This is a genomic window from Arthrobacter sp. SD76 (assembly GCF_049726125.1).
Taxonomy (GTDB): domain Bacteria; phylum Actinomycetota; class Actinomycetes; order Actinomycetales; family Micrococcaceae; genus Arthrobacter; species Arthrobacter nitrophenolicus.
In genome coordinates this window covers 888,824-913,814 of record NZ_JBNBLR010000001.1, presented here as the reverse complement: position 1 = coordinate 913,814, position 24,991 = coordinate 888,824, and the positions used below count along the sequence as shown (strand labels likewise).

Sequence of the window (24,991 nt, the reverse complement as noted above, 5' to 3'; positions counted from 1 at the left end):
TTCGGCTAGGAGGTGAGGACTCGGGGCTTGTTCGGGGTGGTGGTGCTGTAGTCAGCGGTTTTGAAGTGCGACGGCGCGAACGGGCTCACGCGCACCACGTCACCGATGACAATCACTGCGGGATTCGCGACGCCGGCGGCCTCGGCCTGGTCAGCGATGGAACCAAGCGTGCCAATCGTCACGCGCTGGTCCGGCAGGTATCCGTTCTCCACAATACCAACCGGGGTGCCGGCGGGCAGGCCGGCTTCGCCCAGCGCGGACGCCGATTCGCGGAGCTGGCCGACGCCCATGAGCAGGACGATGGTGTGGTCTGCGCGGGCCGGAACCTCTGACAGTTCCTCGTGGCCGGTGACCACGCTGAAGCCCTTGGCGAGGCCCCGGTGCGTGACCGGGATGCCTGCGGCAGCCGGAACCGAGATCGCGGAGGTGACGCCGGAAACGACCTCCACCTCGACGCCGTGCTGCCGGCAGTACTCGGCTTCCTCGCCGCCGCGGCCCAGGACGTACGGGTCACCGCCCTTGAGCCGGACCACGCGGTGGCCCTGCAGGGCCTCGTCCACGAGGATCCGGTTGATCTCGGCCTGCGGCACAGGGTGGTGGCCGGGCGTCTTGCCGACCTCGATGACGCGGACGTCGGGGGCCAGTTCGTTGAGGAGTTCGCGGGGGCCGAGGCGGTCGGCAACCACTACATCGGCCTGGCCCAGGAGGCGGCGGCCGCGGACGGTGATGAGGCCGGTGTCGCCGGGGCCGCCGCCCACGAGGGCTACCCAGCCGGTGGCGGCGGGACGGCGGCGGCGCAGCGGAAGGTCACCGGTTTCAAGGGCCGTGGCCACGGCGTCGCGGACGGCCATGGCCCGGCGCGGGTCTCCCCCGGCGTTCACGGCGATCTTGACGTCATCCACTTCGGCTACGGCGGGCGTCCAGGCGGCGGAAGCTTCATGGTCGGAGGCGTTGACGCACCAGATGCGCTGCGCCTCGGCGTCGGCAGATACCAAGGCGTCCACGGCGGAATCGCCGGTCGCCGTCTGGACGAACCAGGCGCCGTCGACGTCTTTGGAGTCATACGGGCGCGCCGCCCAGGTGAGCAGGCCGGCGTCGGCCATGTCCTGGAGCGCGGGTGAGGCAACGGGAGCCACCACCGTGACCACGGCGCCGGCGTCGAGCAGGCCCTTGGCGCGGCGGGCAGCAACGGGGCCGCCGCCCACCACCAGCACGGGACGGCCGAGGAGCCGCAGCGCTGTGGGGTAGATATCCTGAATTGCCATGAATCAACGGTAGGGCCGCGTCACAATCGCCCACAAAGGCCGAGCAACACCAGTTCACGCAAGGTAACGCTGCGTCACAAACCCGGCCGGCCGCCGTCGGCCTCCCCTCGACGGCCGTGGGGCACATTGGCACGCACCCGCCCTTGTCCGCAGCTCAATCCCGGGCGTGTCCGTGTCAAAGTGCCCCTGTTTGACCCTTGACACCGGTCAGTCCGCGCGGCGTTCGGCACCAAAGCCGGCCACGGCCCGGAACAGGGCCACCAGCCCGACGATGAAGCCGATGACCTGGCCCACGATGCCCAGCACCAGCAGGGTCCGTACGACGACGGGCCAGCCGGACCAGGTGCCGCTGAAGTCGAAGGGAAAGACTTCCCACAGCTGGACCATCGCGGGCACGCCGAGGGCCAGGACGGCCAGGTTGCCCAGGGCGTTGACCATGCGGGACGGGACCAGGAGGAAGACCAGGTGCGCCAGCATGGTTGCGACCAGCACCAGGGTCACCGCACTGAGGACGCGGGACGTGTCGGGAGTCAGGAACGGCACGGTCTGCCAGCCCGGCCACATGTGGATGGCCCACAGCAGGGCAGCGTTGATCACGACGGCGATGACGTGGCCGGCCGAAGTGGCGGCTGTCGCCTGGTCCACGCTCTTGGAGTTCCTGCCCACATCTACAGGCTGGTACCCGGCCACTGCATAAAGAAGTGACTAAGGTCCCCCGGCTGCCCCCTTATAAAAAATGCGGGGTCAGGTCCCTCCCCGGTAATGGGATAGGACCTGACCCCGCGCGGGAGCGTGGAAGAACTAGCGGGTGCTGCCGGCGAGGAGGCCGCGGCTGCGCAGGAGCCGCTTCTCGATGGGGGCGAACACCAGCAGTTCGATGAGGATTCCGACGCCGAGGATCAGCAGGATCGCGGACATCACCACTGACATGTCGGACAGCACGCGGCCCTGGTCCAGCAGCGAGCCCAGGCCGAAGCCGATGGTGCCGCCCACGGCGATGATTTCAGCGGCCATGAGTGATCGCCACGAGAAGGCCCAGCCCTGTTTCAGCCCGCCGAGGTATCCGGGAAGGGCGGCCGGGAGGATGACCTGCAGTGCCATCTGCAGCCGTGACGCTCCCAGGACGGTGCCGACGCGGCGGTACTGCGGCGGGATCTGGTCCACCCCGGAGATGAGACCGTTGATGATGGACGGGATGGCGCCCATGAACACCACGAAGTAGACGGTGGCGTCCGTCAGGCCGAACCAGATGATGGCCGCAGGCACCCAGGCCACGGACGGCAGCACCTGCAGGCCGGAGATCAGCGGACCGAAAGCCCGGCGCAGCGGAGCGACCTGGGCCAGCAGCAGGCCCACTGGTGTGGCAATGGCGACGGAGATGATGAAGCCCACCACGCCGCGCTGCAGCGAGGTCCACATGGCCTCCTGCAGCTTGCCTTCATTCCACAGAAGGCCCATCTGCCCCATAACGTCCAGCGGCCCGGGGACCAGGTCGCGGCGCTTGACCCCAAGGGACACATAGAACTGCCAGATGAGCACCAGGACCACCAGGGCAGCGACGGGCAGCAGGATCCGGCTCCAGTCGATCCGGTGCTTGCGCTCGGCGTCGGACTGCAGCGAGTCCAGCCCGGACTCAAGCTCCCGCAGGTCCTCATTCCCGGTGGAAGTCCGGGTCAAAGCGGCATGCACGTGCTCGCGGGTTTCGACAGGCTCAACCACCGGTTCTGACTCAGCAAGAGGCGTGGGGTTACTTGGCATGGCGGCGAATCTCCTCCCGCAGCCGGGCGGTGATGACCCCGGTCAGCTGGCCGGCGAGCCCGGCGTCGGTTCGGTGTTCCTCGGTGACGGCCCATTCCTGGACCACGCGGCCGGGGCGGGAGGACAGCAGCAGTACGCGCTGGCCCAGCCGCACGGCTTCACGGACGTTGTGGGTGACGAAGACGATGGTCCGCCCGGTTTCCTTCCAGATGCGTTCCAGTTCGTCATGGAGGAGGTCGCGGGTGATCGCATCGAGGGCGGCGAACGGCTCATCCATGAGCAGCAACTGCCGGTCCTGGGCGAGCGAGCGGGCCAGGGACACGCGCTGGCGCATGCCGCCGGACAGTTCGTGCGGGCGCTTGTCGCCCGCGGCGCCGAGGTGCACCAGCTCCAGGAGTTCCTGGGCCTTGGCACGCCGCTCGGCCTTGCCTACGCCGCGCAGCTTCAGCGCCAGCTCGATGTTCTCCCGGGCCGTGAGCCAGGGAAAGAGTGCTGCGTCCTGGAACATGAAGGCGGCACCGTCGCTGGGTACTTCCAGGGCTCCCGACGACGGCGCCTCCAGTCCCGCGATGATGTTCAGCAGGGTGGACTTGCCGCAGCCGGAGGCACCGAGGAGGGCAACGAACTCGCCCTTTTCGATGTTGGCGTTGACGTCGTCCAGTACCGGGGCGCCGTCGCCGAAGCGCTTGCCCAGGTGTTCCAGTACGACTGGCATGGTGCCGTCCTTAGGTAGTGGGTTAGTCAGTCCTGGCCGAGGCCGGCCGCGGAAATCTTGCTGGTGCCGGCGACTTCATTGAGTGCCTGGAGGTCGAAAAGCCCGCTGATCTCTGCCTGTCTGGTGGTGCCGGCGTCCACGCCGTCCTGCAGGAGCCGGGGGTAGGCACCCGCCAGCGGGTCAAGCGTGAAGGTGATGTTGGCCAGGGACCGGGCCAGGACGTCGTCGGCCAGCGCGGCGCCGGCGGATTCCTCCAGCGCTGAGTTGATAACCGCTGCTTTCTGGTCCGCGGGGGCTTCGTTCAGCCACGCCACCGACTTCGCGTGGCCTGCGAGGAGGGCCTTCACGGTGTCCGGGTGCTCGGCCGCGAACTTCTGGTTCACGATCAGGATGGTGGTGGGGAACTCGCCCGGTTTGCCGGTCCCGGTGCCGTCCCACAGGTCCTTCTCGTCCACCAGCACCTTGGCTCCGGCCTGGAGCACCAGGCGTGACGCCCACGGCTCGGGCAGCCACGCGCCGTCGAGCTTTCCGTCCTGGAACAGCTTGAGCGTCTGGGCGTTGTCCGTGGGGTTGATGGCCACGTCGCCGCTGCCGTCCACGTTGGTCTTGTAGCCTTGGGAGGTGAGCCAGGCGCGGAGGGCCACGTCCTGGGTGCCGCCAAGCTGCGGGGACGCGATGGTCCTGCCCTTGAGGTCGGTGGCCGAGGTGATCTCCGGCTTGACCACCAGCTGGGCGCCGCCTGCCGCGGCCCCGGCGATGACCCGGACGGATTCGCCCTGGCTCTTGACGAACGAGTTGATGGCGGGGTTGGGGCCGATGTAGGCGGCGTCGATGGCACCGGCGTTCAGCGCCTCGATGGCCGCCGGGCCCGCGTTGAAAGTCTCGGTGTTCAGGGTGGTGCTGCCCAGCGAGTCGGCGAGGAAGCCTTCTTTGATCCCCACCAGCGCCGGGGCGTGGGTGACGTTGCCGAAGTACCCGAGCTTCAGTTCGGCTGCGGGGGTGGGGGCAACGGCTTGCGCCTCGGTGTTGCGCGAAACGGTGGACGCGACCACGGCTCCGACGGCGATGAGCAGGACCAGTCCGATGGCCAGGGCGGCCTCGATGGCACGCTTGCGCTTGGGTACCGCGCTTTCGCCTGCCACGATGCGGGTCATCCCGGGCTTGGAACTAGTCATTGTTTCACCATAGGGAGTGACATATTCGCGTTCAATGAAGCCTAAACGGGGGGTCACGCACGTTCATCTAGCGTCACATTCGGACGCGGTGGCACCGGGATTGCGCGGTTCAGTTGCCCTTCACGTTGACCAGCTGCCGCAGCTTGTGCCGCACCGTCACGAGGTCCGCGGCGTCCTGCATCACTTGGTCGATCGGCTTGTACGCGGCGGGAATTTCATCGATGAATGCCTCCGACGCGCGGAATTCGATGCCGCGCATGGCCCGCTTGAGTTCCGCCAGGGTGAATGCCTTGCGGGCGGCGTTGCGCGAGTACTCCCGGCCCGCCCCGTGCGGGGACGAGTTCAGGGACGCCGGGTTGCCCAGGCCTTCCACCACGTACGACGCCGTGCCCATGGATCCGGGAATGAGTCCGGGATCGCCGGGCTCGGCTTTGATGGCGCCCTTCCGGGAGACCCAGACCGGCTTGCCGTAATGCGTCTCCTGCTGGGTGAAGTTGTGGTGGCAGTTGATCCGCTCGCGCTCCTGCACCCGGCCGCCCACCCAGTGGCCGAACTGCGCACTCACGCGGTCCATCATTTCCTCGCGGTTCAGGAGTGCGAAGTGCTGGGCCCAGCGCAGTTCGGCTATGTACCTGTCGAACTGGGGCGTCCCCTCGTCAAGGTACGCGAGGTCCGGGTCCGGCAGGTAGACCTGCTTCTTCCGGCTGACATGCTGTGCCACGCCGATGTGGTGCTGGGCGATCTTGTTGCCGATGCCGCGGGAACCAGAGTGAAGGAACAGCCAGACGTCCTGGTTTTCATCGGCACAGATTTCGATGAAGTGGTTCCCGGAGCCCAGGGAACCCAGCTGCAGCTCCCACTTCTCGACGTACTGCGCCGGGTTGAAGCCGGCCTTCGCAGCCAGTCCCTTGAGCTCGGCAATCCGGGGTTCCGCAGTGGGAAGCACCTTCTTGTTGTTGTGCCCGGCGGAGAGCGGGATGACGCGCTCGATGTCCTCCCGGATCCGCTTGAGGTCCTTCGGAAGGTCCTTGACCGAGTACTGGGTGCGGACGGCAATCATGCCGCAGCCGATATCCACCCCTACCGCAGCCGGAATGATCGCGCGCAGCGTGGGAATGACCGAACCAACGGTGGCGCCCTTGCCCAGGTGCGCGTCGGGCATCAGCGCCAGGTGCGGGTAGATGAACGGCAGGCCGGCTGTCTTCACGGCCTGCTCGCGGGTTTGGCTGTCCAGGATGGAGGCCCAGTTCAGAAGCTTCGGGCTGATGGTTTCCATGCTCCGCCTCCCACTGCACGGCCCAGGACTAACGTAAGTCCTAGGCTAACCCGCACGTTAGAAGGAGATGCAGCATGGTGGACGTCCAGACCGAGATTGTCATCAACCGGCCACGCGCCGAAGTTGCCGAATACGCGGCCAACCCGGACAACGCGCCGAGCTGGTACGTGAACATCCATAAGTCGCAGCGGCTGACCGCGGGCCCCATCGGCACGGGCTCCAGGGTGGCGTTCACCGCCAAGTTCCTGGGGCGGGAGCTGAACTACACCTACGAGTTCGTGGAGTACGTCCCCGGCGAGAAGCTGGTGATGCGGACCGCGCAGGGGCCCTTCCCGATGCAGACCACCTACACATGGACGGACCACGCCGGCGGGACCCGGATGACGCTCGGCAACACCGGCAAGCCCTCCGGGTTTTCCAAGCTGGCCGGGCTGGTCATGGAGCCGATGATCCGCCGCGAGACCCGGAAGGACCTGGAACGGCTCAAGTCGATCCTCGAGGGGCAATCCGCATAACCGGCCCGGCACCGCATAACCGTTGCTGGGCAGCACCGGTTATGCGGGCAGTGGCCGGTTATACGAACAACACGAAGGCCCCGTTCCGGATAACTCCAGCGCGGGGCCTTCATGCGCAAACTTAGATGCTGTAGCGCTCGTCCTCGTGGTCGCCCGGGTGGTCCTTGACCAGGCCGGCGGCAAGTGTATTGCCGTCCAGCGGGTCGATCACCAGGAACGCACCGGTGCGGCGGTGGTGCAGGTAGTTCTCGAGCGGCAGCGGCGCGGCGAGCCGGAGCTGGGCGTGGCCGATGTCGTTCAGTTCCAGGGTGGATGCCGGCTCCAGCTTGAAGGACGCGAGGTCCAGCTTTCCGGAGACGTTGCGGACCAGTGCCTGCACCGTGCGGGTGCCGTGCTTGACCAGCACCTTCTGGCCCTCGCGTAGCGGCTTCGGGGACAGCCAGCACAGCGCTGCGTAGAGGTCTGCGGACGCTTCGCGGACGGTGCCGGCGGCAGCGATGGTGTCACCGCGGGCGACGTCGAACTCCTCCGCCAGGCGGATGGCGACGGACTGCGGGGCGGCGGCTTCCTCCAGCGAGGAGCCGGCGAAGTCGATGCCCACCACGGTGGTGGTGCGCGGGTCCTGGCCGGGTGTCAGCACGGAAACCTTGTCCCCCACCTTGACCGAGCCCTCGGTGATCTGGCCCGCGTAGGCGCGGTAGTCGCGGTAAGCCTCGACGTCCAGGCCGGCGGCAACGGCGTCGGAGCCAGGGCGCCCTGCGGCCGGATGACCAGCTGCACCGGGAAGCGGAAGCTCTCCAGGTGGCTTTCCAGTTCGTCCGCAGCGGGCAGGGTCTCCAGGACCTCCAGCAGCGCCGGGCCGGTGTACCAGGGGGTGCGCTCGGACCGGTCCACCACATTGTCGCCGTCGAGGGCGGACACGGGGATGACCAGCAGGTCGCTGATTCCGTCGGAGCCGAGGCCGAGTTCGCGGCCAACCTGCTGCACGTCCGCTTCAATGTCGCGGAACACGGACTCGCTGAAGTCCACCAGGTCGATCTTGTTCACGGCCACGATCACGTGTGCCACGCGCAGCAGCTGCAGCACGGACAGGTGCCGGCGGGTCTGCTCCAGGACGCCCTTCCGGGCGTCGATGAGTACGACGACGGCATCCGCGGTGGATGCGCCCGTCACCGTGTTCTTGGTGTACTGCACGTGCCCGGGGCAGTCGGCCAGGATGAAGCTGCGGCGGTCGGTGGCGAAGTAGCGGTAGGCCACGTCGATGGTGATGCCCTGCTCGCGCTCGGCGCGCAGGCCGTCGGTCAGCAGGGCGAGGTCGATCCCGCCCTTGTCCCCGCCGAAGCCGCGGTCCGCTGAAGTGCGGGCAACGGCGTCGAGCTGGTCAGCCAGGATGGCCTTGGAGTCATGCAGCAGGCGGCCCACCAGGGTGGACTTGCCGTCGTCGACCGATCCCGCGGTGGCGAACCGGAAAAGCGTGGTGGGCAGGGCCGTTTCGAGGTCGGCGGCCAGGGTGTCGGTGCTCATTTAGAAGTACCCGTCCTTCTTGCGGTCTTCCATGGCTGCCTCGGAGATGCGGTCATCTGCGCGGGTGGCGCCACGTTCGGTCAGGGTGGAGGCGGCGACTTCGACCACGACGTCGGCCACGGTGAAGGCGTTGGACTCGACGGCGCCAGTGCAGGACATGTCGCCCACCGTGCGGTAGCGGACGGTCTTGGTGATGACTTCCTCGTGCGGCAGCGGCTGGGAGACCTCGCCCACTGCGCGCCACATGCCGTCGCGGGCGAAGACCTCGCGCTCGTGGGCGTAGTACAGGCCGGGAAGCTCAATGTTCTCACGCTCGATGTAGCGCCAGATGTCCAGCTCGGTCCAGTTGCTGATGGGGAACGCACGGACGTGCTGGCCCACGGTGTGGCGGCCGTTGTACAGGTTCCACAGCTCGGGGCGCTGGTTGCGGGGGTCCCACTGGCCGAACTCATCACGGAGGCTCAGGATGCGCTCCTTGGCGCGGGCCTTGTCCTCGTCACGGCGGCCGCCGCCGAAGACGGCGTCGAACTTGTTCTGCTGGATCGCGTCCAGCAGCGGAACGGTCTGCAGCGGGTTGCGGGTGCCGTCGGCGCGCTCAGCGAGCTCGCCGCGGTCAATGAACTCCTGGACGGAGCCCACAACGAGCTTCAGGCCCAGGCGCTCCACGGTGCGGTCGCGGAAATCGATGACCTCGGGGAAGTTGTGCCCGGTGTCCACGTGCAGCACGGGGAACGGAACCTTGCCGGGCCAGAATGCCTTGGTGGCCAGGTGCAGCATCACCACGGAGTCCTTGCCGCCGGAGAACAGCAGCGCGGGCTTCTCGAACTCGGCAACAACCTCGCGGATGATGTGGATGGCCTCGGATTCGAGGGTGTCCAGGCTGGAGAGGCGCGTGGAAACGGCGGCGTCAGTCACCTGGGTGGTCTCCTCGGTCAGTGAAGTGCTCATACGTGTAGTCCGCATTCTGTCTTGTTGGTTCCTGCCCAGCGGCCGGCGCGGGGGTCCTCGCCGGGAGCCACCTTGCGGGTGCAGGGCTGGCATCCGATGGACGGGTAGCCCTGGGACAGGAGCGGGTTGACGGGCAGGAGGTTGTCGTCGGAGTACTGGACCAGCTGGTCGAACGTCCAGGCGGCCATCGGGTTGACCTTGACCAGGCCGTTCTTCTCATCCCAGGTCACCAGCGGGGTGTTGGTGCGGGTGGGGGCCTCGTCGCGGCGGACACCGGTGAACCAGAGTTCGTACTTGGCCAGGGTGCGCTGCAGCGGGGCCACCTTGCGGAGCGCGCAGCACTGGGCCGCGTCGCGGGCGAACAGGTCCTTGCCCAGGAGGCGGTCCTGCTGCTCCACGGTGTTCTCCGGGAGGACGTCCACCACGTTGACGCGGAGGTTCGCTGCCACCTCGTCACGCGTGGCGTAGGTTTCCGGGAAGTGGTAGCCGGTCTCCAGGAACAGGACGTCGACGCCGGGCATCTGGTCCGCGACGAGGGCGGGCAGGACGGCGTCGGCCATGGAGCAGGCTACGGCGACGGCGGGCAGGTCGAAGTTGCGCTCCACCCAGGCGATCACGTCGCGGGCGGGGGCGTCCCAGCCGAGCTCGGCGGCACCGGCTTCGGCGATGGCCTTCAGCTCTTCCTTGGAACGGAGCTTCGGGGTTTCGGCGGCCTTGGTTTCGACAAGGTCAACCACCGCCGCTTCCGCTTCGGCCGGTGCGGCCACCGGATCTACACCAAGTGCATGCTTACTCATTACTGAAGTGCCTCCTCGTCTGCTGCGTGGGCCCACTCTGCGAAGGTCTGGCCTTCGGAGCGCTGGGCCACGAACGTACGGACAACGCGCTCCACGTAGTCCGGCAGGTCGTCGACGTACACCTTCAGGCCGCGGACGGTCCGGCCCAGGCCGGCTTCCTCGCGGTTGTTGTTGGCCAGCCCGCCGCCCAGGTGGACCTGGAAGCCCGGGGAAGGATCGCCGTCGGGCGTGGGAAGCATCATGCCCTTGAGGCCGATGTCCGCCGTCTGGATGCGGGCGCAGGAATTGGGGCAGCCGTTGATGTGCAGGGACAGTGCCTGCGGCAGTTCACCGGACTCGGCGAGGTCCGCCAGGCGGCGCTCCAGCTCGGCAACCGCGGTGGCGGCGGTGTGCTTGGTCTCCACGATGGCCAGCTTGCAGTACTCGATGCCGGTGCAGGCGATGGTGCCGCGGCGGAACACGGACGGGCGGGCGGACAGGCCCAGGGCGTCCAGCTCGGCCACCAGCGGCTCCACATGGTCCTTCTCGACGTCCAGGACAACGAGCTTCTGGTGCGGGGTGGTGCGCAGCCGGTAGGAACCGCGGGCCTCGAGGGTGTCCGCGAGCTTGACCAGCGCAGCGCCGGACAGGCGGCCGGCCACGGGGGTGGCGCCGATGAAGAACTTGCCGTCCTTCTGCTCGTGCACGCCCACGTGGTCGCCGGGTGTGGTGGGCTTGGGCGCGGCCGGACCGTCAGCCAGCTTGTAGCCGAGGTATTCGTCCTCCAGGATCTGGCGGAACTTCTCCGGACCCCAGTCGGCCATCAGGAACTTCAGGCGGGCCTTGGTGCGCATGCGCCGGTAGCCGTAGTCACGGAAGATGCTGGTGACGCCGAGCCACACGTCGGCGGCCTGCTCGGGCTTCACGAAGGCGCCCAGGCGCTTGCCGAGCATCGGGTTGGTGGACAGCGCGCCGCCGGCCCACAGGTCGTAGCCGACGCCCAGCTCGGGGTGGCGGACGCCCACCAGCGCGAAGTCGTTGATCTCGTGGACCACGTCCTGGCTGGGATGGCCCGTGATGGCGGACTTGTACTTGCGCGGCAGGTTGGACAGCAGCGGGTTGCCGATGAACCGCTCCCCCAGCTCCTCGATCAGCGGCGTGGGTCGATGATCTCGTCCTTGGCGATGCCGGCCACGGGCGAACCGAGGATGACGCGGGGCACGTCGCCGCAGGCCTCGGTGGTGGACAGGCCAACAGCCTCCAGCCGGTTCCAGATCTCGGGGATGTCCTCCACGCGGATCCAGTGCAGCTGGATGTTCTGGCGGTCGGTGAGGTCGGCGGAATCGCGGGCGAAGTCCACGGAGATCTGGCCGATGACGCGGAGCTGCTCGGTGGTGAGCGCGCCGCCGTCGATCCTCACACGAAGCATGAAGTACTTGTCTTCGAGCTCGTGCGGTTCAAGGGTTGCGGTCTTGCCGCCGTCGATCCCGGGCTTGCGCTGGGTGTAGAGGCCCCACCAGCGGAAGCGGCCGTGCAGGTCCTGGCCGGGGATGGCGTCGAAGCCTTCCTTGGCGTAGATGGTCTCGATACGCTCGCGCACGTTGAGGCCGTCGTCTTCCTGTTTCCAGGTTTCGTTGGCGTTCAGGGGCGTTTTGCCGTCAACTTTCCACTGCCCGTGCGGCTTTGCAGCGGGACGGGCAGGGCGGGCGGGGCGCTTGGTGGCAGCGGAGTCCGCGGACGCTCCGGCTAGAGCTGTATCAGTCATGCATCGACTGTAGGTCCCGCCGGAATGGCGTCACAAAGGCCCGGAAACGCTAAGTCACCTAGGGAAATATTTCGTCACGAAACGCCGGACGGCCTTGAAGAAGCCATCCTGCTGTGCATCGGCCGGCGCCGTTTCCTGGCGGTCAACGGGCTCTTCCGCGGGCACGCCGGCAGGTGCCGCGGCGGCTGCTTCCAGGGCTTTCGCGACGGCGGCGTCGTACCGTTCCAGGGCGATCTCGGCGAGCACGGGGGACGGCAGCAGCGGCTCGGTCACCAGGTCGGCCCCGGCCTTGGCCAGCTGGTCGTGGAAGAAGCCAGGTGCCAGGAGGTAGGAGGCAATCACCACCCGCCCGCCGACGTCGACTCCTCCCGCGGACTCCCCCGCCCCGGCACCTCCTGCCAGCTCCTCGCGAAGCATGGCGACGGCGTCGGGCACGGACGGCTTGGCGGAGGCACCATAGGCGGCCACCATGCGGTTGGACCGCAGCTGCCGCAACTGCCCCAGCAGCTCTTCCACGCTCTTGGCCGCGTTCGGGTTGGACGAGCCGGCTGCGGCGAGGACCACCACGTCGTTGTCCGTGACGCCAGCCTCGCGCAGCCGCTGGTCAAGCAGCGCGGCGAGGCGCGGATCCGGCCCCAGGGGTGCGGCGGCCGCACTTCCGGGCCGGCTCTTCACGGCCCGCGCAATGTCTACCTTCACGTGATAGCCCACACTGAGCAGCAGGGGCACTACGACGGCGGACTCCCCCGCCGGAAGCCCCGCCACCACATCCACCAGGTCGGGCTGCTGGACGTCCACGTACGCTTCCCGAACGTCCAGGCCGGGGCGGAGTTCGGCAATGGCGGCACGCAGCGCGTTGACCTCGGCCGCTCCCTGTGCGTTGGACGTCCCATGGGCGCAGGCGATCATGATGGGGCTGTTCATAGGGGCTAGCGTAACGTTGGAGCCGCCCTGTCCGAACCTCTTTGAATTGCCGGGACGCTCCATGACATTCGCTTTTGACATCGCCCTGGTCTGGCTGGACCTGGCGGGTGTCTTTTTCTTTGCGGTCTCGGGGTCCCTGCTGGCGGCGCGGAAGCGGTTCGACATCCTGGGCTCGCTCCTCCTGGCCTCGCTCGTGGCCCTGGGCGGCGGCGTCATCCGCGACATCATCCTCAACACCGTTCCGGCGGCCTTCACCAACCCCGCCTACCTGGTCCCGCCGCTGCTGGCCACGGTCCTCGTGTATTTCCTCTTCTCGAGCGTCCAGCGCTTCACCTCGCTGCTGGTCCTGTTCGATGCCGGCGGGCTGGCGCTGTTCTGCATCACGGGGACGCTGAAGGCGCTCTCCTTCGGCATGAACCCGTACGCGGCAGTCCTGCTTGGCGTGGCCACCGCTGTGGGCGGCGGGCTGCTGCGGGACATCACCGCGAACGAGGTGCCCCAGCTGTTCAACGCCCGGGAACTGTACGCGCTGCCGGCGTTCAGCGGGGCGGCCCTGACCTCCCTGCTGTGGGTCTCGGGCTTGTTCAACACGGGACCGCCGTCCTTGTGGCGGCTGTGGTTTTTGCCTTCCGGGTGGTGGCGTGGCGCCGGTACTGGTATGTTCCGCTGGCTGTCCGGGGGTGGCACCGCAACGGCTCCGACGGCGGCGAATCACGGGGCGGCGATTAGCTAGGATATGAGCATGACTGACATGTTCCTCGAGAAGTTCCGCGCGCTTGTTCCGAAGTATCTCGAGGATGAATGGCAGGAAGCGGACGGGCTGTCCGAGGAGGAGCTGGACAAGGCCCTGGCCGAGCACCAGTTCCAGATCCCGCTGGTGCTGCGCGAGTTCTACCTGGCGCTGGGCGGCTGCGAGGACCTCATGGAGGCCTACCACTACTTCTGGGACCCGGACGAGCTCGAAGTGGACGACGAGGGATTCCTCATGTTCCTCGAGGATGAGGACGAGGAGTACACCTGGGGCTTCCGCGTGGGCGACCTCAGCGTCCCGGATCCCATCGTCTACCGCCGGAACAATGCCCGCGGCCAGTGGAAGTCCGAAGAGGGCACGTTCTCGGAGTTCGTGTTCGACATGTTCGAGTGGGCCTTCGAGGACGACGAGCACGAGGACTAGGGCTTTCAACTCTTTTGGCGCCCACTCCCCGCGGCGATGCTGGGGCACTTTGACACGGACACGCCGTGCTCCGGCCTGGTTCCCCGTTTGTGCCTGCCAAAGTGCCCCACGACGGCGGCACTCAGCAGGGATTGAAGGCTCCCCGCCGGCTCTGCTCCAGCACGGCCAGTACCTGGGCCACCATGCGCTCGGGGTGATGGACGACGTCGGCGTACCCGAACCGAAGGCAGAGGAGTCCACCGATAACGGTGGCATTGTTGCGTGCCCGGTCTTTCTTGACCTGCTTGGGCTCCAGGTGCGTGACGCCGTCCGTCTCCACCACCAGGCACTCCTCAATCAGGAAGTCCACTTCGCCCACGCCGGGAACCTGGACATGCCGCCGGACATGCAGGCCAGCCCTCCGGAAGTGGTAGTTGGCCAGCACCTCCAGGAGCGAGTCCGCGCGTGGAATCACGTAATCCAGGACGGCCCTGGCGCGCGCGTTGCGGTTGCCGGGAAGCTTGCGCCGCAGGAAGTCCAGGGTGACATCGCCCTGCTGAAGTGGGGTTTGCACCAAGACCAGCGCCTCGATCTCAGGCAAGCAGTGCAGGGCATGGATCAGGACATCGGCCAAACCCGCAACCGGCAGCAGCGGGTGGACCCGGTGAAGGAGGCGGCCGTGGGTCAGTGTTCCCGGAATTGTCTTCTTGTGGCCCGGACTCAGATGCGCCACCTCAGCCTCCCGCAGGGCCCACAGCCCATAAATCGGCGCCGCCGACAGGCAGGTCAGCCGTGCATTGTGCCGCAGCGCCAGCCCGAGTACTCCTCCTTCATCCGGCAGGCTGTAGACGCCGCGGCGGACCCGGGTGATCTGGTTGGCCTCGAGTGCTTTCGCCAGCCGTGTTCTGGAATATCCGGCCGTCGCGAGGGCGGCTGTGCGGGCGGCGCCACTCCGGTGGCGGAGGAAAGTGTCAATGTCCATGAATCCACGGTGGCCGGACCACCGGTTCGCGGGCAGTCCGGAGCTGCCGTAAGTGGACAAGCACCGGTCAAGGGGCACATTGACACGGACACACCGGGATATTGGATCCCGGGTCCAAATCACGGGCTGAATGTGCCCCATGACGGGCGGCAGGAGCGCCGAAAACACTGTGACACCGGCCGTAAATTATCGCTTGCCTTTTGTGACAGATCTGTCATAGACTGTTTCCGGATCCGCTAAACGCCTCCGGCGGGTCTGATGCGAACGGAGAGATAGTCCCGGTTCACAGCAATGCAAGTTGCCGCGGACCGGGCTATCCCGTTTAACCGGCGCTACCGGATTGTGGGTCGGCAGCGCCGGAAAAGCAGAAGCCCGGCGCCTGGGGGAGCCGGGCTTCTGCCATCGAAACTGGCTGGTGCGGGACCTAGCTGGCGCGGTCCACCACGGCCAGCGCAAAGTTGCTCAGCGACTCCTTGACCACGCCCTCGGGCAGCGGCGCCAGCGCGGCGATCGCCTCGTTCGCCCATTTCCGGGCCACCACCCAGGACTCGGCCGTCACGGGGTGCGCGCGCAGCCCGGCAACGGCCTCGGCCAGCGCCTCGTCCGAGCTCAGGTCCCCGTCCACCAGCTTCAGAAGTTCGACGGCGGACTGGTCGCCGTCCTCGGCAGCCTTGCGCAGGAGCAGCACGGGCAGGGTGGGAACACCTTCGCGGAGGTCCGTTCCGGGCGATTTGCCGGACTTGACCTTGACCCCGGTGACGTCGATGACATCGTCGGCGAGCTGGAAGGCCACGCCCACCTTCTCGCCGTATTCCACCAGCACGGCTTCGTACGCGGGATCGGCCTGGGCAAAGATGGCGCCGAGCTGGCCGGACGCCGCTACCAGCGAGCCGGTCTTGTCAGCGATCACCGATAGGTAGTGCTCCACCGGGTCCTCGTCCGGCCGCGGGCCCACGGTTTCATGCAGCTGCCCCAGGCAGAGCCGCTCGAAGGTGCGGGCCTGGATGCCCAGTGCTCGCGAGCCCAGCTCGGACACCAGGATGGAGGCGCGGGCGAAGATCAGGTCGCCGGTGAGGACCGCCACGGAGTTGCCCCATACCTCGTGGGCCGTGGGGGCACCGCGGCGGAACGGCGCGGAGTCCATGACGTCGTCGTGGTACAGCGTTGCCAGGTGGGTCAGTTCCACCACGACGGCGGCCTGCACCACCGCAGGCAGGGACGCGTCGCCCAGGTGGGCGCACAGCAGGGTGAGCAGCGGCCGGATGCGCTTGCCGCCCGCCTCCACCAGGTGGCGCGACGTCGCGTCAGCCAGCGGGTCCGAGTTGGCGATGGCCTCGCGGAGCTTCTTCTCCACCTTGGCCAGGTTGTTGGTGATGGCCGGGCCCAGTTCTGCATCTTCGGCGATGGCGGCGAATCCCGCGGGGAGCTGGAGTCCGGTGGCAATGGCGCTGGTGTTGAGGCTTGGTTCAGCGTCGGTCATGCCGTGTCCGGCGTGGGTCCAGCTGTGCTCTGCGGGTTTGGTCACGGGTTAACCCTAACTTTTTGTTGCGGATACCGCTGATTGGATGCTGCCGGGGTGGGCGATGTATTGGATGTGGCCGGGACAAGCGACTCGAGGACCCGGATCACCCGGTCCTCGAAGCCCTTCGCGGACGGGTCCGTCAGGTTGGCCAGCAGCCGCACCACGAACCGCATCAGCACCGGGATGGGCATGCCGGTGCGCAGTGCGAGCGTCATGACCGCAGGCTTGCCGATCAGCGCGGCGAACACCCGGCCCAGGGTGAAGTGGGAGCCCCACTGGCCCCTCACATAGTCCGCGTAGCGCGCCAGGTGCGCGTCGGCGTCGTACGTTCCGCCCGAGGAGGCAAGGCGGGCGGAGGCGTCGATGATGAACTCGGCGGCGAAGCGTGCGGACTCCATCGCGTAGGAGATGCCCTCGCCGTTGAACGGCGAGACCATGCCGCCGGCGTCACCCAGGAGGAGCAGGCCGGGTGAGTAATGCGGGGTGCGGTTGAAGCCCATGGGCAGGGCGGCGCCGCGGATCTCGCCCACCTGGTTTTCGGGCGTGAAGCCCCAGTCGGCGGGCATGCCGGCGGTCCATTCGCGCAGGACCTGCTTGTAGTCGAGCTTGCCGAATTCCTTCGAGGAGTTCAGGATGCCGAGGCCCACGTTGGAGGTCCCGTCGCCGACGCCGAACACCCAGCCGTAGCCGGGCAGCAGCTTGCCGTCCCGGCCGGGAAGCTCCAGCCAGCCTTCCATCCAGTCGTCGTCCGTGCGCGGGGAGGTGAAGTAGGTGCGGACCGCCACGCCAAGCGGCCGGTCGTCACGCTTCCGGATGCCGAGGGACACAGCGGTGCGCGTGGAGTTGCCGTCCGCAGCGAGTACGACGTCGGCAGGAAAGTCGCGCGTCTCCCCCGTCTTGCGTCCGGACTCGTCCAAAAGCGCTGCGCGGACACCGGTCACGCGGCCGTCTTCCGCATGCAGGGCATCAGTGACGCTGTGCCGCTCGAGGATGGTGGCACCCGCGGCCTGGGCGTGGCGGGCCAGTTCCTCGTCGAAGCCCAGCCGGGTGCGGATCAGGCCGTACTGCGGGAAGTCGGACACCTCCGGCCACGGCAGCTCGATGGTCCGGCCGCCGGCGATCAACCGCAGGCCCTTGTTCCGGCGCCAGCCGTCGTTCTCTGGGTGCGACAGGCCAAGCTTTTGGATCTCCCGGACGGCGCGCGGGGTCAGCCCGTCACCGCAGACCTTCTCCCGTGGAAACGACGTCTTTTCCAGGACCGTGACCTCGAGCCCGGCCCTGGCGAGGTAATACGCAGCGGTGGATCCGGCCGGACCCGCACCGACAATCAGTACCTTCACGCCGGTCAGCGGGTGATGTTGCGGCGGAGCTTGGCCACCGGGCCCTTGTGCGCGGCGATGGCGGCAGCAGCGCCGTCGGGCGTCCTGTCGGCCGCCTTGAAGGCGCGGTGCACCGCCACGATCCCGCCCGTGAGGTTGCGGTAGGTGACGTTTTCCCAGCCGGCGTCCTGCAGCCACGCTGCCAGGTGGTCCTGGTCCGGCCAGGCGCGGATGGACTCGGCAAGGTAGACGTAGGCGTCAGGGTTGGAGGCAACCTTCACCGCAATGGCCGGAAGCGCGCGCATGAGGTACTCGGTGTACATGGTGCGCCAGAGCGGAACCACGGGCTGGGAGAACTCGGCGATGACCAGGCGGCCGCCGGGCTTGGTGACGCGGAGCATCTCCTGCAGTGCCTTCTTGGGTTCGTTCACGTTGCGGAGACCAAACGAAATGGTGGTGGCGTCAAACGTGTTGTCAGCGAACGGCAGGTTGGTGGCGTCGCCGGCGATGAAGTTGATGTCCGGGCGGCGGCGCTTGCCCACCTTGAGCATTCCGAGGGAGAAGTCACAAGCGACGACGTCTATGCCTGCATCGGCATATGGCTCGCTGGATGTGCCGGTTCCGGCGGCCAGGTCCAGGACGCGCTGGCCCTTGGACACTTCCATCGCTTCCACCACAACCTTGCGCCAGCGGCGGGTCTGCCCCATGGACAGGACATCGTTGACAACGTCGTACTTCGGTGCGACGTCGTCAAACATGGTGGCTACTTCGTCCGGACGCTTATCCAAGGATGCTCGGTTCACCATGTCATTGTCTCAAATGTTCGGCTGGCCCCGGACCACCGGCCCTGTGACTCCCGGCCTCTTCCCCCGATGCCCTATGATCTGTCCCCCGAAGCCGGCTTTGCGGTCGGGAGTAGTGTTGTCTCATCATGACGAGCACGATCCGCACCCTGACAGTCCCCCTGGATGGCACCGCATTCCCCGGGGGGCTGCCTTCGTTTCTGGTGCGGGACGATGTCCTTTGCTGGACCCGCCGCGAGGCCGGCCTGGCGGGCTTCGGCGAGATTGCCCGCTTCACGGCCACCGGCCCGGAACGGTTCCTCGAGGCCGACATCTGGTGGCGGCACCTGGTGATTGAAGCCGACGTCACCGACCACGTGGAGTTGCCCGGCACCGGCCCGGTGGCCTTCGGGTCCTTCGCCTTCTCCAAGACCTCCGCGCACGAGTCCCGGCTGATCGTGCCGGAAGTCGTGGTGGGCGTCCGGGACAGCCAGGTCTGGGTCACCCAGCTGACGCTCGGCGACGGCGAGCTCACCGAACAGAGCGCCCTCGCCGCCCTGGACCGCTGGCTCGGCAGCGACTCCGCGGACACCCCGGCAGCCTTCGCTACCGTCACGACGGCGGCAGCGGACTCCGCCACGGAAGCGCAGCAGGGCGCCGTTCCCGGCCGGGCGGGCGCCGCCGTCGTCCGTCCCCTCCCCCTGGCAGCAGGCGCAACACTCCACACCGGGTCCCTCAGCGAGGAAGCCTGGATGGAGGCGGTAACCGCAGGGGTTGCCGAAATCCGCACCGGGGCGCTGGAGAAACTGGTGCTTGCCCGCGACGTGGTGGCCACCATCCCCACCGGCGTGAACGCGGCAAAGGTGCTGCGCGAACTGGCCGCGCGGTACCGCGAATGCTGGACCTATGGGGTGGACGGACTGGTGGGCGCCACACCGGAGATGCTCATCCAGGTGGAGGGCCGGACAGCCCAGGCGCGCGTGCTGGCCGGAACGCTGGACCGGCGCGACGCGCACGGCGAGGACGGCCTCCCGATGGACTACGCCACGCGGGTGCTGGCCGGATCCGAGAAGCAGCGGCACGAGCACGAGATTGCCATCCAGTCACTCACCACACAGCTGGCGCCGTTCTCGGAGGCCATGAACGCGCACGATGAGCCCTTCATCCTTGAGCTGCCCAACGTCTGGCACCTGGCCTCCGACGTCAAGGCCGAACTCACCGAGGTGGAAGGCCACGTCCCTACCTGCCTGGCGCTGATCAACGCACTGCACCCCACCGCGGCCGTGTGTGGAACACCCACGCAGGTGGCCGGCGCGCTGATCCGCAAGCTGGAGCACCTGGACCGCGGCCCGTACGCAGGTCCGGTGGGCTGGCTGGATGCGGCAGGGAACGGCGAGTGGGGCATTGCCCTCCGCGGGGCTGTGATCGAGGGGCCGGAGACAGTCCGGCTGTACGCCGGCTGCGGCATCGTGGACGGATCCCAGCCCGAGGCGGAGCTGGCTGAAACGTGGGCCAAGTTCCGCCCGATGCTGGAGTCGCTCGGCATCAGCAGCTGAGCTGCCCATCCGAGCCCGAGTCTGGAATAGCAGACAACTTCGTGCCCGATACGCTTGATTTCTTGTGTGGTTTAGTTATCCAATAGTGAAACTAAGTTTCCTGTGATGCACATCTCATAATCGGCGCTACACTATGAACCGATTTAGAACCGCATACCCCTGCAACAAAAGGTAAAGAAACATGCAGCTCAAGTCCCTGGCCACGGCCAAGATCACCGCCAAGGCAGCAGCAGTCTTCGCCGTCGGCGCCCTTACCCTCACGGCGTGCGGTGGCGGCAGTTCCACGCCAGCCGCGTCCGAAGGCGGCATCCAGCTGATCAACGCAGGCAAGCTCACGGTCTGCTCCGACATCCCCTACGAGCCGTTCGAGTTCGAAAAGGACGGCCAGACGGTCGGCTACGACATCGACATCGCCAAGGAAGTTGCCAAGGACCTCGGCGCAGAACTCAGCATCGTGGACAGCTCCTTCGAAGCAATCGAAACCGGCACCGCCCTGACCCAGTGCGACCTGGGCATCTCCTCGATCTCCATCACGGACACCCGCAAGTCCGTCATGGACTTCTCCACCCCGTACCTCGACGACGACCTGGCCCTGTTGCCAGCGAGGACTCGGGCATCAGCAGCCTGGACGACGCCAAGGGCAAGAAGGTGGGCGTGCAGCAGGCCACCACCGGCGCCGACTACGCGCAGGAACAGGGCCTTGAGGCGCAGCAGTTCGAGGACACCGGCCTCCTGGTCCAGGCCCTCCAGGCCGGCACCATCGATGCTGCCCTGGGCAACCAGTCAGTCCTTGGCTACGCCATCAAGGACGACCCCAAGTTCAAGAGCGTTGAGGATTTTGCCACCGGCGAGCAGCTGGGCATCTCCGTGAAGAAGGGCAACACCGCGATGCTGGAGAAGGTCAACGGCACGCTTGAGCGCCTGGAAGAGGACGGCTCGCTGGAGAAGTTCAAGACCACCTGGTTCGGCGAAACCGCCAAGTAGCCAGAGCGCGGGCCTGGGGCATCCCTGGCCTCTACGCCCTCGCGGCCCTGAGAACCACGCAGTTGGGGCCCCGGACACGCTGTTCTGCAGTCCGGGGCCCCAGCCACGCATAATGAATGTGAGCACCCCATGGCAATGACCGCACGTCAACGCGCCAGAGTAAGCCTGTACGTCCAGGCCGGAATCTTTGTAGTGGCCATCGCCGCCCTGATCCTGGCCACCGACTGGGAAACCATCGGCAACAGCGTCTTCAACTTCGCCAAAATCGGCCCGATGTTCCCGGGCATCTTCGTCACCGGCCTGGTCAACACCCTGATCTATACGTTCCTGGGCTTCATCGTGGGCCTGTCCGGCGGCTTGCTGCTGGCCCTGATGAAGCTATCCAGCTTCCCCTCTACCGCTGGATCGCCACCGGCTACATCGAATTCTTCCGCGGCATCCCGGCCCTGCTGGTGTTCATCGCCTTCGGCTACGGCGTCCCCCTGGCCTTCGGCGTCTCGTGGAACGTCACCGTGATCGTGATGATCTCGCTGGGCATGGTGGCCTCGGCCTACATCGCCGAGACCCTGCGCGCCGGCCTGCAGGCTGTGCCCAAGGGACAGATGGAAGCCGCCCGGTCGCTGGGCATGCCGCAGTGGCGGGCCATGGTGACCATCGTGATTCCACAGGCGTTCAAGATCGTCCTGCCGCCGCTGACCAACGAAATCATCCTGCTGACAAAGGACTCCTCGCTGATCTACGTCCTGGGCCTGACCGCCTCGCAGTACGAGCTCACCAAGTTCGGCCGCGACGGCATCTCCAGCCTGGGCGCCGGCCTGACGCCGCTCCTGGTCGCAGGCGCCTTCTACCTGGTCATCACCATCCCCCTGAGCCTCCTGGCCCGGAAGTTCGAAAGCCGCTCCGCGCGGACCAAGCGATAGGCAGGGAAGCCATGAACGACGTCGTACATCCCGCCGGCAGCACCGGCACCATCCACGCGGCAGGCGTATCCATCAAGGACCTGCGCAAGGCCTACGGCTCCAACGAGGTCCTCAAGGGGATCAGCCTGGACGTGGCACCGGGCGAGGTGGTGTGCCTGATCGGCCCCTCGGGGTCCGGCAAGTCCACCCTGCTCCGCTGCGTCAACCTGCTGGAGCAGCCCAACCAGGGCAGCATCCACGTGGGCGGCTTCGAAGCCACCGATCCGGACGTGGACATCGACAAGATGCGCCGCAAGGTGGGCATGGTGTTCCAGCAGTTCAACCTGTTCCCGCACCTGGACGCCAAGAAAAACTGCTCCATCGCCCAGACCAAGGTCCTCAAGCGCTCCCAGGCGGAGGCGGACAAGGTGTCCATGCACAACCTGGAGCGCGTGGGCCTGGGGCACCTGGCTGACCGTTTCCCGGACCAGCTCTCCGGCGGCCAGCAGCAGCGCGTGGCGATCGCCCGTGCGCTGAGCATGAACCCCGAGCTGATGCTCTTCGACGAGCCCACGTCCGCCCTGGACCCCGAGACGGTGGGCGATGTCCTCTCCGTCATGCGGAACCTGGCCAAGGAGGGCATGACCATGCTGGTGGTCACGCACGAGATGGGCTTTGCCCGCGAAGTGGCCGACCGCGTGGTCTTCATGGACGGCGGCGTGGTGGTGGAGGAAGGTGCGGCCGAGCAGGTCATCAGCGCCCCCACCCAGCCGCGCACCAAGGAGTTCCTGCGCCGCGTGCTCGATCCCACGCACATCGAAATCGAAGAGTAGGCCCTCCCCGCTTTTCGCCACGCACAGTCCCCGGCGCTACGGATTTCCGCAGCGCCGGGGATTTTGTGCGTCACGGGGCAATCTGCGCTTCGCTTCCGGGCGGAGCGTACGACGGCGGCACGCGCCTTTCGTGGGGCCATTTACTTCCGCGGTGCCCGGGCACACAATAGGTCCCACCACAGCCCTGGCTCAGCAGCGCGCTGCCCGTCCGGCCGCCGTCCCCACCCGGCGGCGCATCCAGGAGCGCAGACATGAATTTCCAGTCCCCACGACCTCCGGCGGCAGTCTCCGAACGCGCCGCGCGGCTGGCATCGGTGCCTTCGTTCCAGCGGGTCGACTCCTTCATCCGGCGGTACCTCAACCCGGGGAAGGACCAGCGCACCGTCTGCGACTTCACGTTTGGTAACCCCCACCAAATGCCGCCGGACCGCTACGTCAACACCCTGCGGGACGCCCTCGTTCCCCGCGATGACCAGTGGTTCGCCTACAAAACGAACGTGGAGTCGGCGCAGGAGGCGGCCGCGCAGTCACTTGGGCGGCTGCTGGACGTGCCCTTCAGGACAGAGGACATTTTCCTCACCACCGGCGGGTTCGCCGCGATCGCCCTTGCCTTGAAGACCGTGGCGGATCCCGGCGACGAGGTGGTCTACAGCCTGCCGCCATGGTTCCTGTACGAGCCGCTGATCCTCGAAGCCGGCCTGGTGCCGGTGAAGGTGAAGGTCAGCACCGCCACGTTCGACCTGGATCTCGCCGCCGTCGAAGCGGCCATCACGGAGCGGACGCGGGTGGTCATCGTCAATTCGCCCAACAATCCCACCGGCCGGATCTATCCCCCCGAGCTGCTGCGCCGGCTCGCCGACCTGCTTGAGAATGTGTCGGCAAGGATCGGGCGGCGCATCTACCTGATCTCGGACGAGGCCTACAACCGCATTGTGTTCGACGGCGCGCGCTTCCACAGCCCCGCGGAATACTACCCGTACACGCTGCTGGCCTACTCCTACGGCAAGACCCACCTCTCCCCGGGCCAGCGGGTGGGCTACCTGGCCCTGCCGCCGGCCATGCCGCATCGGGAGGAGATGGCACCGGCCATCAGCGGCCTGCAGGTGGCGATGGGCTGGGTCTACCCCAACGCGCTGCTGCAGCACGCGCTTCCCGAGCTGGAGAAGTTCTCCATCGACGTCGGCCAGCTGGAGCGGCGCAGGAACCGCCTGGTGGACGCGCTCGGCAGCATGGGCTACCGCATGCAGCCGCCGGAGGGCACGTTCTACCTGTTCGTCAATTCCCCAGGTCCGGATGACGAAGCCTTCACCGAGTCCCTCGCCCGCCGCGACGTCTTCGTTTTCCCGGGCACGCTGTTCGAGACGCCCGGGTTCTTCCGGATATCACTGACAGCCAACGAGGACATGGTCGAGCGGAGCCTGCCCACATTCGAAGCAGCGATCAAGGAAAGCAGGAGCGGAACATGAGCGGACGGACGTACCCTCCGGGGGTCCCGTGCTGGATCGACACCACCCAGCCGGAAATCGACGCGGCAGCAACCTTCTATGCCGGACTCTTCGGCTGGACGTTCAGGGAGGCAGCCCCGGGCGGCGGGACGGACCGCTACCTGGTGGCCCAGCTGGACGGCGCGGACGTGGCAGGGATCGCCAGCGGCCGCGAAGATCCAACGGCGTGGAGCACCTACATCGCGGTCGGGGACGCGGACGCCGAGGTGGACCGGCTGGTCGCTGCCGGCGCCGTGCTGCGGTCGCCGGTAACGGATGCGGGCGAGGACGGCCGCAGTGCGGCGCTGGCAGACCCGGAGGGCGTGGAATTCCGCCTCTGGCAGCCGAAGCGGCAGGGCGGGGCGCAGTCCGTCAACCAGCCCGGGACGTGGAACTTCAGTGACCTCCACACATGCAACCCGGAGGCGGCTATCGGCTTCTACCAGGGCGCGTTCGGCTGGCAGGTGGACAAGGTGGGCTTCGGGGCGGACGACGCCGACTTCGGGCTGATGGTCCGCGTGCCCGGATACGGCGAGCTCCTTGAAAGGACAGTCGATCCGGAGATCAGGGCACGGCAGTCCGAATTCGCGGCTCCACCCGGCTTCGCGGACGCCGTCGCCTGGATCGTGCCCATTGCAGCCGACCGGACACCGCACTGGCACGTCACGTTCGCTGTGGCCGACCGGGACCGGACGGCCCTCGACGCCGAACGGCTCGGCGCCCAGGTTCTCCGGCAGGACGATACGGGGTGGACGCGCGAGGCCCTGATCCGGGACCCGCAGGGGGCTGTCTTCACCGCAAGCCAGTTCACGCCGCCAACGGGCTGACCGGCCCGG

General features: G+C 67.3%; 19 protein-coding genes and 5 pseudogenes. 9 read left to right on the top strand and 15 right to left on the bottom strand.

Features of this window, described 5'->3' with window-relative positions:
- Positions 1 to 5: 5 nt before the first annotated feature.
- The 6 genes from cobA to ACPEE0_RS04500 all read right to left on the bottom strand — a co-directional run bounded on the left by cobA (position 6) and on the right by ACPEE0_RS04500 (position 6,189).
- Entirely contained in the window at positions 6 to 1,265 is a 1,260-nt protein-coding gene (cobA, locus tag ACPEE0_RS04525) for a uroporphyrinogen-III C-methyltransferase (RefSeq protein ID WP_424574046.1), read from the bottom strand.
- Positions 1,266 to 1,472: 207 nt separating this feature from the next.
- On the bottom strand, positions 1,473 to 1,910 hold the full coding sequence (locus tag ACPEE0_RS04520) for a hypothetical protein (RefSeq protein ID WP_424574045.1): 438 nt from the start codon (positions 1,908 to 1,910) through the stop codon (positions 1,473 to 1,475).
- A gap of 156 nt (positions 1,911 to 2,066) precedes the next feature.
- Positions 2,067 to 3,023 carry an ABC transporter permease gene (locus ACPEE0_RS04515; protein WP_035753414.1) on the bottom strand — a complete coding sequence of 319 codons (957 nt, stop codon included), beginning with the start codon at positions 3,021 to 3,023 and terminating at the stop codon, positions 2,067 to 2,069.
- Positions 3,013 to 3,738 (bottom strand): ABC transporter ATP-binding protein, encoded by a 726-nt coding sequence (locus tag ACPEE0_RS04510; RefSeq protein ID WP_009358877.1) that lies wholly within the window; start codon positions 3,736 to 3,738, stop codon positions 3,013 to 3,015. The genes ACPEE0_RS04515 and ACPEE0_RS04510 overlap by 11 nt, the downstream gene beginning before the upstream one ends.
- A gap of 26 nt (positions 3,739 to 3,764) precedes the next feature.
- Positions 3,765 to 4,892, bottom strand: a complete 1,128-nt coding sequence (locus ACPEE0_RS04505) for an ABC transporter substrate-binding protein (protein WP_407710457.1) — start codon at positions 4,890 to 4,892, stop codon at positions 3,765 to 3,767.
- A 130-nt stretch (positions 4,893 to 5,022) separates the two neighbouring features.
- Positions 5,023 to 6,189: an RtcB family protein gene (locus ACPEE0_RS04500; protein WP_424574044.1), complete on the bottom strand. Its 1,167-nt coding sequence runs from the start codon at positions 6,187 to 6,189 to the stop codon at positions 5,023 to 5,025.
- 74 nt (positions 6,190 to 6,263) lie between these two features.
- Between ACPEE0_RS04500 and ACPEE0_RS04495 the strand changes: the two genes are divergently transcribed.
- The gene (locus tag ACPEE0_RS04495) at positions 6,264 to 6,704 is read left to right on the top strand and encodes an SRPBCC family protein (protein WP_424574043.1); all 441 of its coding nucleotides are present in this window, start codon (positions 6,264 to 6,266) and stop codon (positions 6,702 to 6,704) included.
- Positions 6,705 to 6,825: 121 nt separating this feature from the next.
- Here ACPEE0_RS04495 and ACPEE0_RS04490 read toward each other — a convergent pair.
- From ACPEE0_RS04490 to ACPEE0_RS04470, 5 genes and pseudogenes are all read right to left on the bottom strand, one after another.
- Positions 6,826 to 8,228: pseudogene (locus tag ACPEE0_RS04490) on the bottom strand (sulfate adenylyltransferase subunit 1).
- Positions 8,229 to 9,176: a sulfate adenylyltransferase subunit CysD gene (cysD, locus tag ACPEE0_RS04485; protein WP_400611432.1), complete on the bottom strand. Its 948-nt coding sequence runs from the start codon at positions 9,174 to 9,176 to the stop codon at positions 8,229 to 8,231. It lies immediately after the preceding pseudogene.
- Positions 9,173 to 9,973, bottom strand: coding sequence for a phosphoadenylyl-sulfate reductase (locus ACPEE0_RS04480; protein WP_424574042.1), 801 nt, complete (start codon positions 9,971 to 9,973; stop codon positions 9,173 to 9,175). Before ACPEE0_RS04480 ends, cysD begins: the two co-directional genes overlap by 4 nt.
- A pseudogene (locus ACPEE0_RS04475) lies at positions 9,973 to 11,717 on the bottom strand (nitrite/sulfite reductase). Before ACPEE0_RS04475 ends, ACPEE0_RS04480 begins: the two are co-directional and overlap by 1 nt.
- Positions 11,718 to 11,771: 54 nt before the next feature.
- The gene (locus ACPEE0_RS04470; RefSeq protein ID WP_424574041.1) at positions 11,772 to 12,641 is read right to left on the bottom strand and encodes a sirohydrochlorin chelatase; all 870 of its coding nucleotides are present in this window, start codon (positions 12,639 to 12,641) and stop codon (positions 11,772 to 11,774) included.
- A 61-nt stretch (positions 12,642 to 12,702) separates the two neighbouring features.
- Here ACPEE0_RS04470 and ACPEE0_RS04465 point away from each other — a divergent pair.
- Positions 12,703 to 13,370: pseudogene (locus ACPEE0_RS04465) on the top strand (trimeric intracellular cation channel family protein).
- A gap of 13 nt (positions 13,371 to 13,383) precedes the next feature.
- On the top strand, positions 13,384 to 13,815 hold the full coding sequence (locus ACPEE0_RS04460) for an SMI1/KNR4 family protein (protein WP_009358867.1): 432 nt from the start codon (positions 13,384 to 13,386) through the stop codon (positions 13,813 to 13,815).
- Between the two features lie 121 nt (positions 13,816 to 13,936).
- Here ACPEE0_RS04460 and ACPEE0_RS04455 read toward each other — a convergent pair whose 3' ends face one another.
- The 4 genes from ACPEE0_RS04455 to ACPEE0_RS04440 form a co-directional block, all read right to left on the bottom strand.
- Positions 13,937 to 14,776 carry a type IV toxin-antitoxin system AbiEi family antitoxin domain-containing protein gene (locus tag ACPEE0_RS04455; RefSeq protein ID WP_424574040.1) on the bottom strand — a complete coding sequence of 280 codons (840 nt, stop codon included), beginning with the start codon at positions 14,774 to 14,776 and terminating at the stop codon, positions 13,937 to 13,939.
- Between the two features lie 424 nt (positions 14,777 to 15,200).
- On the bottom strand, positions 15,201 to 16,301 hold the full coding sequence (locus ACPEE0_RS04450; RefSeq protein WP_035753408.1) for a polyprenyl synthetase family protein: 1,101 nt from the start codon (positions 16,299 to 16,301) through the stop codon (positions 15,201 to 15,203).
- On the bottom strand, positions 16,298 to 17,638 hold the full coding sequence (locus ACPEE0_RS04445) for a geranylgeranyl reductase family protein (protein ID WP_424574039.1): 1,341 nt from the start codon (positions 17,636 to 17,638) through the stop codon (positions 16,298 to 16,300). Before ACPEE0_RS04445 ends, ACPEE0_RS04450 begins: the two co-directional genes overlap by 4 nt.
- 5 nt (positions 17,639 to 17,643) lie before the next feature.
- Complete coding sequence (locus ACPEE0_RS04440; protein ID WP_235046978.1) at positions 17,644 to 18,420, bottom strand: demethylmenaquinone methyltransferase; 777 nt, start codon at positions 18,418 to 18,420, stop codon at positions 17,644 to 17,646.
- A gap of 128 nt (positions 18,421 to 18,548) precedes the next feature.
- Here ACPEE0_RS04440 and ACPEE0_RS04435 point away from each other — a divergent pair, with 128 nt between their 5' ends.
- The 6 genes and pseudogenes from ACPEE0_RS04435 to ACPEE0_RS04410 all read left to right on the top strand — a co-directional run bounded on the left by ACPEE0_RS04435 (position 18,549) and on the right by ACPEE0_RS04410 (position 24,982).
- Positions 18,549 to 19,955, top strand: coding sequence for an isochorismate synthase (locus tag ACPEE0_RS04435; RefSeq protein WP_424574038.1), 1,407 nt, complete (start codon positions 18,549 to 18,551; stop codon positions 19,953 to 19,955).
- Between the two features lie 181 nt (positions 19,956 to 20,136).
- Positions 20,137 to 20,939: pseudogene (locus tag ACPEE0_RS04430) on the top strand (ABC transporter substrate-binding protein).
- A gap of 129 nt (positions 20,940 to 21,068) precedes the next feature.
- Positions 21,069 to 21,859, top strand: a pseudogene (locus tag ACPEE0_RS04425) (amino acid ABC transporter permease).
- 11 nt (positions 21,860 to 21,870) lie between these two features.
- The gene (locus ACPEE0_RS04420; RefSeq protein ID WP_009358860.1) at positions 21,871 to 22,671 is read left to right on the top strand and encodes an amino acid ABC transporter ATP-binding protein; all 801 of its coding nucleotides are present in this window, start codon (positions 21,871 to 21,873) and stop codon (positions 22,669 to 22,671) included.
- 251 nt (positions 22,672 to 22,922) lie between these two features.
- Positions 22,923 to 24,137: an aminotransferase class I/II-fold pyridoxal phosphate-dependent enzyme gene (locus ACPEE0_RS04415; protein ID WP_424574037.1), complete on the top strand. Its 1,215-nt coding sequence runs from the start codon at positions 22,923 to 22,925 to the stop codon at positions 24,135 to 24,137.
- Positions 24,134 to 24,982 carry a VOC family protein gene (locus ACPEE0_RS04410; RefSeq protein WP_424574036.1) on the top strand — a complete coding sequence of 283 codons (849 nt, stop codon included), beginning with the start codon at positions 24,134 to 24,136 and terminating at the stop codon, positions 24,980 to 24,982. The genes ACPEE0_RS04415 and ACPEE0_RS04410 overlap by 4 nt, the downstream gene beginning before the upstream one ends.
- Positions 24,983 to 24,991: the final 9 nt, after the last annotated feature.

Coding starts and splice junctions, on each gene's coding strand:
- ACPEE0_RS04505 (WP_407710457.1), bottom strand. CDS start 4,892: ATGACCCGCATCGTGGCAGGCGAAAGCGCGGTACCCAAGCGCAAGCGT.
- ACPEE0_RS04500 (WP_424574044.1), bottom strand. CDS start 6,189: ATGGAAACCATCAGCCCGAAGCTTCTGAACTGGGCCTCCATCCTGGAC.
- cysD (WP_400611432.1), bottom strand. CDS start 9,176: ATGAGCACTTCACTGACCGAGGAGACCACCCAGGTGACTGACGCCGCC.
- ACPEE0_RS04435 (WP_424574038.1), top strand. CDS start 18,549: ATGACGAGCACGATCCGCACCCTGACAGTCCCCCTGGATGGCACCGCA.
- ACPEE0_RS04470 (WP_424574041.1), bottom strand. CDS start 12,641: ATGAACAGCCCCATCATGATCGCCTGCGCCCATGGGACGTCCAACGCA.
- ACPEE0_RS04460 (WP_009358867.1), top strand. CDS start 13,384: ATGACTGACATGTTCCTCGAGAAGTTCCGCGCGCTTGTTCCGAAGTAT.
- ACPEE0_RS04515 (WP_035753414.1), bottom strand. CDS start 3,023: ATGCCAAGTAACCCCACGCCTCTTGCTGAGTCAGAACCGGTGGTTGAG.
- ACPEE0_RS04410 (WP_424574036.1), top strand. CDS start 24,134: ATGAGCGGACGGACGTACCCTCCGGGGGTCCCGTGCTGGATCGACACC.
- ACPEE0_RS04420 (WP_009358860.1), top strand. CDS start 21,871: ATGAACGACGTCGTACATCCCGCCGGCAGCACCGGCACCATCCACGCG.
- ACPEE0_RS04495 (WP_424574043.1), top strand. CDS start 6,264: ATGGTGGACGTCCAGACCGAGATTGTCATCAACCGGCCACGCGCCGAA.
- ACPEE0_RS04480 (WP_424574042.1), bottom strand. CDS start 9,973: ATGAGTAAGCATGCACTTGGTGTAGATCCGGTGGCCGCACCGGCCGAA.
- cobA (WP_424574046.1), bottom strand. CDS start 1,265: ATGGCAATTCAGGATATCTACCCCACAGCGCTGCGGCTCCTCGGCCGT.
- ACPEE0_RS04415 (WP_424574037.1), top strand. CDS start 22,923: ATGAATTTCCAGTCCCCACGACCTCCGGCGGCAGTCTCCGAACGCGCC.
- ACPEE0_RS04455 (WP_424574040.1), bottom strand. CDS start 14,776: ATGGACATTGACACTTTCCTCCGCCACCGGAGTGGCGCCGCCCGCACA.
- ACPEE0_RS04510 (WP_009358877.1), bottom strand. CDS start 3,738: ATGCCAGTCGTACTGGAACACCTGGGCAAGCGCTTCGGCGACGGCGCC.